Origin of the sequence: Crocosphaera sp. Alani8 (assembly GCF_038442745.1) — a bacterium.
Classification (GTDB): domain Bacteria; phylum Cyanobacteriota; class Cyanobacteriia; order Cyanobacteriales; family Microcystaceae; genus Crocosphaera.
In genome coordinates, this window is sequence record NZ_JARVCN010000112.1 from 1 (window position 1) to 10,102 (window position 10,102).

The 10,102-nt window shown below is 38.1% G+C and carries 9 protein-coding genes; 3 read left to right on the forward strand and 6 right to left on the reverse strand.

Annotation, left to right across the window (positions count from 1 at the left end):
• Positions 1-237: 237 nt before the first annotated feature.
• The 5 genes from P9B04_RS08045 to P9B04_RS08065 form a co-directional block, all read right to left on the reverse strand.
• Positions 238-534, reverse strand: a complete 297-nt coding sequence (locus tag P9B04_RS08045) for a type II toxin-antitoxin system RelE/ParE family toxin (RefSeq protein WP_342054475.1) — start codon at positions 532-534, stop codon at positions 238-240.
• The gene (locus P9B04_RS08050) at positions 519-704 is read right to left on the reverse strand and encodes a hypothetical protein (RefSeq protein ID WP_342054476.1); all 186 of its coding nucleotides are present in this window, start codon (positions 702-704) and stop codon (positions 519-521) included. Before P9B04_RS08050 ends, P9B04_RS08045 begins: the two co-directional genes overlap by 16 nt.
• A 121-nt stretch (positions 705-825) precedes the next feature.
• Complete coding sequence (locus P9B04_RS08055; RefSeq protein WP_342054477.1) at positions 826-1,005, reverse strand: hypothetical protein; 180 nt, start codon at positions 1,003-1,005, stop codon at positions 826-828.
• Positions 1,006-1,076: 71 nt separating this feature from the next.
• A complete protein-coding gene (locus tag P9B04_RS08060) occupies positions 1,077-1,298 on the reverse strand; it encodes a hypothetical protein (protein WP_342054478.1) in 222 nt (73 codons plus the stop codon).
• Positions 1,285-1,557: a BrnT family toxin gene (locus tag P9B04_RS08065; RefSeq protein ID WP_342054479.1), complete on the reverse strand. Its 273-nt coding sequence runs from the start codon at positions 1,555-1,557 to the stop codon at positions 1,285-1,287. The genes P9B04_RS08060 and P9B04_RS08065 overlap by 14 nt, the downstream gene beginning before the upstream one ends.
• A gap of 318 nt (positions 1,558-1,875) precedes the next feature.
• On the opposite strand from P9B04_RS08065, the gene P9B04_RS08070 reads away from it, so the two are divergent.
• Positions 1,876-2,415 carry a hypothetical protein gene (locus P9B04_RS08070; RefSeq protein WP_342054480.1) on the forward strand — a complete coding sequence of 180 codons (540 nt, stop codon included), beginning with the start codon at positions 1,876-1,878 and terminating at the stop codon, positions 2,413-2,415.
• 49 nt (positions 2,416-2,464) lie between these two features.
• Here the strand turns inward: P9B04_RS08070 and nifJ are convergent, their stop codons facing one another.
• Positions 2,465-6,097, reverse strand: a complete 3,633-nt coding sequence (gene nifJ / locus P9B04_RS08075) for a pyruvate:ferredoxin (flavodoxin) oxidoreductase (protein ID WP_342054481.1) — start codon at positions 6,095-6,097, stop codon at positions 2,465-2,467.
• A 480-nt stretch (positions 6,098-6,577) separates the two neighbouring features.
• On the opposite strand from nifJ, the gene P9B04_RS08080 reads away from it, so the two are divergent.
• Positions 6,578-9,145, forward strand: coding sequence for a M1 family metallopeptidase (locus P9B04_RS08080; protein ID WP_342054482.1), 2,568 nt, complete (start codon positions 6,578-6,580; stop codon positions 9,143-9,145).
• A 269-nt stretch (positions 9,146-9,414) separates the two neighbouring features.
• Positions 9,415-9,708, forward strand: a complete 294-nt coding sequence (locus tag P9B04_RS08085) for a Nif11-like leader peptide family natural product precursor (protein WP_342054483.1) — start codon at positions 9,415-9,417, stop codon at positions 9,706-9,708.
• Positions 9,709-10,102 lie beyond the last annotated feature (394 nt).

A 10,102-nucleotide genomic window follows, 5' to 3' on the forward strand; every position in this document is an offset into this window, starting at 1 on the left:
TCTTGAACACATTATAACTTAATTCTGCCTACATTTTAGATGCGTTTGCCCTGTATAATTGGATTGACGTAAAATAAGAGAATCAGCCCTTATTGGTTCGAGAGATAGTTATTTAGGACTTAATTCTACTAACTCAATGGGTTCTCCTAATAGCCAAGTAGCAATATCTTCGGAAAATTCTTCAACTATAAATTTACAAATATTGTCGTAGATAATTTTACAAGCGATCGCACTTTATCATAATTCTAAACTTTCTCTTGATGAGTGCCAAAATCTAGCGATACTAATCTGTTTGTTAGATTGTTCAACTCGATAAATAATACGATAGGGTTTAAGAATTAATTGACGTAGGTTATGATCATTCAATTCAGGTACTATTTGACCTCTTAATGGAAATTTACTTAGTTCTTTAGCTTTACTGAGTAATTGCTGGCCTATTCTTTTTGCTGCTTCAGGATTATTGATAGCAATATACCTAACAATTTTCTCTAAATCATTAACTGCTTTGGGGGAAAAAATTACTTGATAGTCCATGAATCTATCATTTTTTCAACTTCTTCTATGGGAATACCTTTGCCTTGATCAATTTCGTCAAGTCCTTCTTGTACTGCTGCAATAAATTCGATTTCTTGAGCAATTTCTCTTAAGGAAACATCTGAGGGTAAACGTTTCACCAGTTCAATCACGGCTTCTTTGTTACTCATGGCACTTTACACATTAGGTAACAGTATAACTTTCATTTTAGCATTAAGTTCAAAAAAAAATACAATCTAACCAATAAATGTAAAATACAAGAAAAAGTTATGTTGGGTTTCGTCTCTCAACCTAATCTACAAGATAGGCGCACCGCAAAGCGTATCTCTTCGAGATCGCACTATATTTTCTCCTAGAAACTTTTGTATAAACTTTTCCCACTCTAGTAGTTGAAGCATCAAAACAAGTATCAACCACTTCCTCTCCTGCTTCAATTTTTTGTTCAAGTTCATTAACGGAAATTTTGTTCATAAAGTTTTCTCTCCTGTTTGGTAATTTGACCATAAGTAATTAATAAAATATATTACCTATCAGCGATCGCACTATATTTTAGGAGATTGATTTTGTTGTGTTACCCTCATTAAAAATCTTAATGCTTCGTTGACTGCTTCTGCATTAGGAAACATTTCAGCTACGTCTTCATCTAAACGGACGATATGACCGGCAAAGCTTTTTCTATTGCGACCAAATTTTCTGACTTTTAAACTGGTGAGATCATACTCTTCTCTTAAGTCATCATTGACATTAGGGTTATCCTTGTTCATAAGTTTTTCTCTCGTTTGGTGTGACTTCTCTAGCACTAATAAGGCGAATTCTATTCCCTCTTTCAGTATAAGATAAAATCAATATACGTCCTCGGTTAGATTGTCCTACCATAAGATAACGTTCTTCATTGTCTGAATGATCAGGATCGTAGAAGTCAACATATAAGGGATCATCAAAAATAGTTTTTGCTTCTTCAAAAGAAACACCATGTTTTGATAAGTTCTGTTTTGCTTTGTTTTCATCCCACTCAAATTGCATAATTGATTCAAATTTATATATCTTATCCCATCAATATGTTATCGCTTTGTAGGTTGGGTTAAACAAAGTGCAACCCAACCAATCAATGTCAAAAACAAGAATAGCTTATGTTGGGTTTCGTCTCTCAACCCAACCTACAATATCGGCGATCGCACTACAATGAAATATTGGTGATCACAGAAAAAAATTTAATGAAAATTTAATACTACAATCTATATATATCAGAACAAAAAAACTATACTATATTTAGTGCTTTTTGGAAAGCAAAACCCTACATATGGAGTTACTGACTAAATTATTATGTTAAAGGTTCACTTCTTGAATGTCGGTCATGGTGATTGTACTATTATTGAACATTCCAATGGCAACCTCACTGTAATTGATATTAACAATGCCAAGGATTTGGATATAACAACGCAACAAGAATTATCATTATTTTCTCAATTTTCTTTTCCTACAAATCAAAATCAATATGAAACAACCAGACAGAGATATACTTACTTTGATAGTGTAACTGCTGTCAGAGGATATGATATTCAATTAACTAATCCAATTGAATTTTTACAAAATAACTATTCTAACGCAAATATATTTCGTTTTGATATTTTTAATGGTAATTATGGCTTGTTTAGAGGAATCGCCTCTGCATTTATTGTTTCATTCATCCTCTTCTTAATCGAAAATGGTTTCAATAATTGGAAAATATTATTATTATTACTGTTAGGAATTCTTATGTCATTATTGCGTATGTACCGATTTGGTCAACTCTATGCTAAAGAACTATTTTTTCAGTTCATTCAGTTACCTAAACCTACAAAGACAACGAATGATAGCCCAAAAATAATTCATAAATCATAGATTTAGGGTGAGTCCTAAAAAACCCACCCTAAAACATTAAAAACGAAACCTATTTAACAGAAGTTACTACCTCAACATCCGCTTTACTGTGTCCATTACCGTTACTTATTTCTAACTGCCTGGCTGCTAAATATTGATACATTTGCCAACGGGTATTAACATCCGCTTGCGCTTCTTTCAGCAGTTCCTTGGCAGCCTCTGGTTTACTTCTAGCTAACATTTTGAAACGGTTTTCTTGATACATAGTCTGTTCAACGGGAAGCTTCGGTCGTCTATTATCTAACTGTAAGGGGTTCTTTCCTTCTCCTACTAAGTCGGGATGATAACGATACAATAACCAACGTCCACTGTCTACAATGTCCTTCTGATAACTCATGGCAGTGGTCATATTAATACCGTGGGCGATACAGTGAGAATAGGCAATAATCAAAGAGACACCCTGATAGGCTTCTGCTTCTAAAAAGGCTTTGACACTATGCTCACTCTTTGCACCCATAGCTACACTGGCAACATAAACATTCCCGTAAGTCATAGCCATTAACCCTAAGTCCTTTTTGGGTGAGGGTTTACCACCGGCTGCAAACTTAGCTACCGCAGCCCGAGGTGTGGCTTTAGATGCTTGTCCCCCTGTATTAGAATAAACTTCGGTGTCCATGACCAAAATGTTAACATTGCGTCCACTGGCTAACACATGATCCAAACCACCGTAACCAATATCATAAGCCCAACCGTCACCACCGATGATCCAAACACTCTTCTTAACTAAATAGTCGGCGACGGACTGCAACATGGTAACTTTAGCTTGGGTGGTTTCCTCTAAGTTACTGTCTTTCAACTCCCCTAAACGGTGTTTTAAGATGGCTACTCGTTGTCGTTGTTCAAATATCCCTGCTTCATTCGTTTGTTGAGCGTTTAATAACCCTTTTGCTAACGCTTCCCCAATATCAGCAGCTAAACTCTTCACTAACTCCGTGGCAAACTCCCCTTGTTTATCGATGGAGACACGGAACCCTAAACCGAATTCTGCGTTATCTTCAAATAGGGAGTTAGACCATGCTGGACCTCTTCCTTCTTGGTTTTGAGTCCAAGGTGTTGTAGGTAAGTTACCACCATAAATGGAAGAACATCCCGTGGCGTTAGCAACTACCATGCGATCGCCGAATAACTGGGTGGCTAACTTGAGATAAGGGGTTTCCCCACAACCTGCACAGGCACCAGAAAACTCGAACAAGGGTTCTTGCATCTGTTGATGGTTTATCCTGTTGAGTTTGAGGGTATTTCGGTCTGGGTTAGCAATAGAGAGGAAATAGTCCCAGTTTTCTCGTTCTTGTTCCCTGATGGGTAACTGGGGTGCCATATTAATAGCTTTTAGTTCGGGTTGAGATTTATTCTTGGCGGGACAAACATCGACGCAAACCCCACAACCGGTACAGTCTTCTGGAGCTACTTGGATGGTAAATTTCAGGTGGGTTTTTCTCCAGTCTGCGTCTTTAGCATCAGCACTTTTGAAGGTTACGGGGGCATTATTTAGGGCAGCTTCTTCGTACACTTTGGAACGAATGACGGCGTGGGGACAAACTAGGACACATTTACCACACTGAACGCAGACATCTTCTTCCCAAACGGGTATCTCTTGGGCCACATTACGTTTTTCCCATTTTGCAGTGCCACTGGGATAGGTGCCATCGCAAGGTAAGGCACTGACAGGAATCTCTTCCCCTTTCCTAGCCATCATTTTACCTAAAACATCTCTGATAAAGGTGGGGGCGGTATCTGGAATAGGAGCGTCCATGTTGGGGGCGTTATTATCCACTGTTGTGGGAAGAGTTACCTGATGGAGATGATCTAAAGCTGCATCCACTGCTTTAATGTTCATCTGTACGATCTCTTCCCCTTTCTTGCCGTAGGTTTTACGGATATATTTTTTTATCTGTGCGATCGCTTCTTCTTTGGGGAGGACATTGGCTAAGGCAAAGAAGCATACTTGCATGACGGTGTTTATTCTGCCTCTCATCCCTGCATTTTTGGCAACTTCGTAGGCGTTTATGACAAAGACATTAATGTTTTTGTTAATAATATGTTCTTGTACTAGACGGGGTAGTTTTTGCCAAACGTATTCGGGTTCGTAGGGACTATTAATGAGAAATGTTGACCCTTGGGTGGCGGTTTCTAGCAGGTCAAATTTTTCTAAGAATTCCCATTGATGACAAGCGACAAAGTTGGCTTTATTGACTAAATAGGTTGAGCGAATGGCATCTTTACCAAACCGTAAATGAGACACTGTAACCGAACCGGATTTTTTGGAGTCATAAACGAAATAACCTTGGGCATAGTTATCGGTTTCTTCTCCAATAATTTTAATGGAGTTTTTGTTAGCACCCACTGTTCCGTCTGACCCTAAACCGTAGAATATTGCTCGCACAACTTTATCTGGTTCGGTGGAAAAATTAGGGTCGTAATCAATACTGGTATTACTAAGATCATCCTTAATACCAACAGTAAAATGATTTTTGGGTTTATCTAGAGCTAAGTTATCAAATACTCCTTTTACCATAGCAGGAGTAAACTCTTTTGAGGATAAACCATAGCGTCCACCGACAATTTTTGGTAGAGGCATTTCTTGACAGTTTTCCATGAACCCTGTAACTACATCCAGATATAAGGGTTCTCCTGCTGCTCCTGGTTCTTTGGTGCGATCTAAAACAGCAATTTTTTTAACTGTTTTGGGTAAAGCTGCGATTAATTTTTCTGCGGCAAAGGGACGATATAAACGTACTTTTAATACCCCTATTTTTTCCCCTTTATTGGTTAAGTAATCTACGGTTTCGTGGACGGTTTCACAACCGGAACCCATCAAAATAATTACCCTTTCCGCCGTAGGATCACCGTGATATTCGTAGAGTTTATATTGCCTTCCTGTTAGTTGGGCAAACTTATCCATGGCCTTTTCTAAAATGTCGGGATAGTTTGCATAGAAGGGATTAACGGTTTCTCTGGCCTGAAAGTAAACATCGGGGTTTTGTGCTGTTCCTCGAATGACCGGGTGATCGGGGGTTAAAGCTCTTTGACGGTGGGCAATCACCCATTCGTCTTTGATCAGCGATCGCAACACACTATCGTCTAATAATTCTACTTTCTGTACTTCGTGGGAAGTCCTAAACCCATCAAAAAAGTGTATTCCAGGCACTCTCGCTTCGTAACTGGCTGCGGTGGTAATGGCCGCAATATCCTGAGCTTCTTGCACGGATGCAGAGGCGATCAGGGCTAAACCTGTACTACGAGCCGCCATTACGTCCCCATGATCTCCGAAAATAGATAGAGCCTGTGCTGCTAGGGAGCGCGCTGCTACATGGATCACTGTGGCAGTGAGTTCCCCTGCTATTTTATAGAGGTTGGGCAGCATCAATAATAAGCCCTGAGAGGCTGTAAATGTGGTGGTGAGGGACCCTGTTTGCAACGATCCGTGAATAGCACCAGCCGCCCCCCCTTCGCTCTGCATTTCCACCACAGAAGGCACAGTACCCCAGAGATTGGGTTTTTCCGTGGAAGCCCAAGTGTCGGACCATTCTCCCATGGGGGATGAAGGGGTGATGGGATAGATGGCGATGACTTCGTTGAGACGGTAGGCAACTCTAGCAACGGCTTCGTTACCATCAATAGTAGCGTAAGTTTTACTGTTCATAGTGTTCTCTCTATTTTGCAATCGATCAGGTGAAGTGATAATTTTTGTTGCGAATACTTGACAGTTTTGAAAAGAAATATCGCCAACCAATCAATTTCTCAAGGGTAGTTGGGGCAACATCAGAGGTGTTTTTTAGAAGGATTTATCATAGGGCTGAATGATGAGACTTCTATTTTCATCATCGAACAGAATTTGAGGATTATAACAATAATTTATCTTTTTTTAATACCGTTATTTTACCAATTAGTGTTAGGTAGGATAGACTTGTCCACCTGAGTTACATATAAGAAAATTTATAGAAAATCTCTCACTCTCAGGAGTATCAAACAGCTATTATCTCGTCAAAAAAGTTTAACTCCAAACTCCTAACTCCTAACACCGAACTGAGGTTGGATGCTTCACTATCTTTAATTATGTAATATAATATTATATGTTTCTAGACTGTCCATATTCTGTGAATTCTTTATTGTTACAAATCCTATGACTCTAAAAAACTTTGATAGCGAAAGTAATAACCGTAAATTTGAATTACCTGGAGCTAAGCCCCATTATAACCCCGATCGCTACGGACAAGTTGATCATATTTTCCTCGATTTAAGCTTAGATATACCTGGGCAAAGCTTCACGGGAACTTGCACAATTACTTTAACACCGGTGCGTCCTGGAATTGAGCAGATGATCCTCGATGCTGTTGATTTAGACATCAATTCTGTGTTAATTAACGAAGTTAGTCAACCCTTCGATTACGACAAAGAAAAATTAACCATTAATCTGCTACAACCTAGCAAAAAAGAGTCTCTTAAAATTGCCATAAACTACGGTGTAAAAAATCCCCAACGAGGACTTTATTTTATCGCCCCAGATGAACATTATCCAGACAAACCAACCCAAGTTTGGACCCAAGGTGAAGACGAAGATTCAAGGTTTTGGTTTCCGTGTTTCGACTATCCTGGACAGTTAGCTACATCAGAAATTAGAGTTAAAGTTCCTAATAACTTCATGGCCATTTCCAACGGAGAATTAATCAACCAGGAAACCGTAGGAAAAGAAACTATTTATCACTGGTTACAAAAAGAAATTCATCCTACTTATTTAATGACTTTGGCAGTAGGAGAATTTAGTGAAATTAAGGACGAATGGAAGGGGATTCCTGTTAACTATTATGTAGAAAAAGGAAAAGAAGAACAAGGAAAAATAAGTATGGGAAAAACCCCTCAAATGATTGACTATTTTTCCACTAAATTTGGTTATAATTATCCCTTCCCTAAATATGCTCAAGTTTGTGTCAGTGACTTCATTTTTGGAGGCATGGAAAATACCTCCACAACATTGTTAACCAATCGCTGTTTATTAGACGAAAAAGCAGTCAAAGATAAACCCTTTACAGAAAGTTTAGTTGCCCACGAATTAGCCCATCAATGGTTCGGGGATTTAGTGGTTATCAAACATTGGTCACACGCTTGGATCAAAGAGGGAATGGCATCTTATTCTGAGGTTTTGTGGGCCGATCACGAGTACGGAAAAGACGATGCTGCTTATTATTTATTAAACGAAGCTAGAAGTTACTTAGAAGAAGATTCTTCCCGTTATCGTCGCCCCATTGTTACCAATGTTTATCGAGAAGCAATTGAATTATACGACCGCCATTTATACGAAAAAGGTGCTTGTGTTTATCACATGATTCGAGGCATTTTAGGAGAAGATTTATTCAATAAAGCAATTCACCGGTTTGTCAATGATAATGCTCACAAAACAGTAGAAACTATTGACTTGTTAAGAGCAATAGAAACAGCCACAGGTTATAACTTATTATTCCTTTTCGATCAATATGTATTCCGAGGAGGACACCCAGACTATAAGATAAATTATAGTTGGGACAATGATAATAACTTAGCCAAGTTAACCATTACTCAAACCCAAGCAAAAGAAGAAGACGGAAATACAAAAGATATTTTTGACCTCAAAATTCCTATCGGGTTTGGGTATAAAGATGCTGCTACCAAAATCCTTACTTTCCGTCTGCATGAAAAACAACAAACCTTTTATTTCCCATTAGATAAGAAACCAGATTACATTAGCTTTGATGTTAATAACTATTTCTTAAAAACCGTGGAATTAGAGTATCCGATGGCAGAATTGAAAGCACAATTAGAACACGATCCTGATCCTGTTTCTCGCATCTATGCAGCCATTGCCATTGGCAAGAAAGGGAACCTAGACGCTATTAACACCCTAGAAAAATCCTTGACAAAAGATCCTTTTTGGGGGGTAAGATTAGAAGCTGCCAAACAGTTAGGAAAAATCACCTTAGATCAAGCAGGAGAAGCTTTAGTAAAAGGATTAGAAGATGAAGATCAAAAAGTTCGTCGCACCGTTATTGGAAGCTTAGGAAAAATCAAAAATGAACAGTGCTATGAAACCCTAAAAACCTGCTTGGAAACTGAAGATGCAAGTTACTACTGTGAAGCAGCGATCACCAGTAGTTTAGGAGGGATTTTATCAGGCAGTTTAAAAGAGAAAGCACCAGAGGTAATTGACTTATTAAAAAATGTTTTAGAAACCCGTTCAGGGTGGAACGAAGTGGTTAGATCAGGCGCAATCAGTGGGTTAAGTAACCTGACAACTAACGGTGATGCTGTAGATGTTATTATCGAGTACACAAAGTTAGGAATTCCTCAACCATTAAGGTTAGCTGCAATTCGTGCATTAGGCACTATTTCCACAGGTCAAAACCCCGAAAAACTAGAGGTAATTTTTGACAATTTGGACTCTATTTCTCAAGAAAGTTTTTTCCTAACTCAAGTAGCTGTTACCGTAGCATTAGGACAAATGGAAACCCCAAAAGCAATCAGTATCTTACAAGGATTAGCTGAGAGAACCCCTGACGGAAGAGTTAAGAGGAGAGCAGAGGAAGCTATTAAGAGAGTGCAGAAAAAATTGAAGTCAGATCAAGGTATTCAATCCTTAAGAGAGGAACTTGAAAAACTAAAACAAGAGAATCAAGAGCTACAAAGTCGTATTGCTAATTTAGAAGCTAAAAACAGTTAGTGAAGATAGGAAGTACACGATGGGTAATAATAACTCTGTTGCTCATCGTTTTCCTACTTAAAATAATTACAAAAAAGCATAATAGTTATTATAAAAATTCATCATTGAGATTTCATTGATCTCAGTGTTAAGATTAATAATTTTAAAATAAAAAATAGTAAAGTTTTGGGAATAAAAGTATAGTCCGAAAGAGCATAAAGTTATAATTAAGATAGAAACTCAACAGATAGATGAGTTGTTTCACTTTGTTAAGTAGTTAAGGAATGATTATGGCCAAAGAGAAAGTTATTCAATTCTTAGGTGAGGCTGCTAAAAATCAAGACCTCAAAGACAAATTGCAAACCATTAAAAATCAGGAAGAACTAACCTCATTAGCCAAAGAAGAAGGGTTTGAATTTTCCGTTGAACACATCGACGAAGCTTTCAACGAATTAAAACAACAACCTGGATTTTTTGGTAAATTAGCTGAAGCGATCGCAGAAGCCTTTAGCCCAGATCATGACAATATACCTCCTTCTATTGGAGTCCAACCCTATAGCGGGGATTCTAACCCCAATTCTTAATGAATTACCTAAAAAATGGTAAACTAAGGACAGGTAATAGTCGTGATTGTTTCTTAACAATTAATTGGTTAACCTGTTCTTTCTCTTATGATCTGATCAACCCTATAGTTATGGATTTTCAAGAGAAATAACCCCTGAAGGTGATGTTTAAAATTAACTGCGATCGCTCCAAAAAAAACATAATCTTGCAGCACAATTATGATACGATGAAGCAAGAAAAAGAGATAAGTTTTTTATAAATTATCCAACCCTAATTATGGCATTCGAGTGATGCTACGAAGGATTGAAGACATGGACAAAGAATGATAGTCATAGCAAAATCAAGACAATAACAGCAATTTTTAGCTAACCGCCGAGAAGCCCCGCACTATAAACGAGGGGGATTTATCAAACC

Bases quoted from the DNA above. Each gene is read 5' to 3' on its own strand.
- P9B04_RS08045 (WP_342054475.1), bottom strand. From the start codon at position 534: ATGGACTATCAAGTAATTTTTTCCCCCAAAGCAGTTAATGATTTAGAG.
- P9B04_RS08050 (WP_342054476.1), bottom strand. From the start codon at position 704: ATGAGTAACAAAGAAGCCGTGATTGAACTGGTGAAACGTTTACCCTCA.
- P9B04_RS08055 (WP_342054477.1), bottom strand. From the start codon at position 1,005: ATGAACAAAATTTCCGTTAATGAACTTGAACAAAAAATTGAAGCAGGA.
- P9B04_RS08060 (WP_342054478.1), bottom strand. From the start codon at position 1,298: ATGAACAAGGATAACCCTAATGTCAATGATGACTTAAGAGAAGAGTAT.
- P9B04_RS08065 (WP_342054479.1), bottom strand. From the start codon at position 1,557: ATGCAATTTGAGTGGGATGAAAACAAAGCAAAACAGAACTTATCAAAA.
- nifJ (WP_342054481.1), bottom strand. From the start codon at position 6,097: ATGAACAGTAAAACTTACGCTACTATTGATGGTAACGAAGCCGTTGCT.
- P9B04_RS08080 (WP_342054482.1), top strand. From the start codon at position 6,578: ATGACTCTAAAAAACTTTGATAGCGAAAGTAATAACCGTAAATTTGAA.
- P9B04_RS08085 (WP_342054483.1), top strand. From the start codon at position 9,415: ATGGCCAAAGAGAAAGTTATTCAATTCTTAGGTGAGGCTGCTAAAAAT.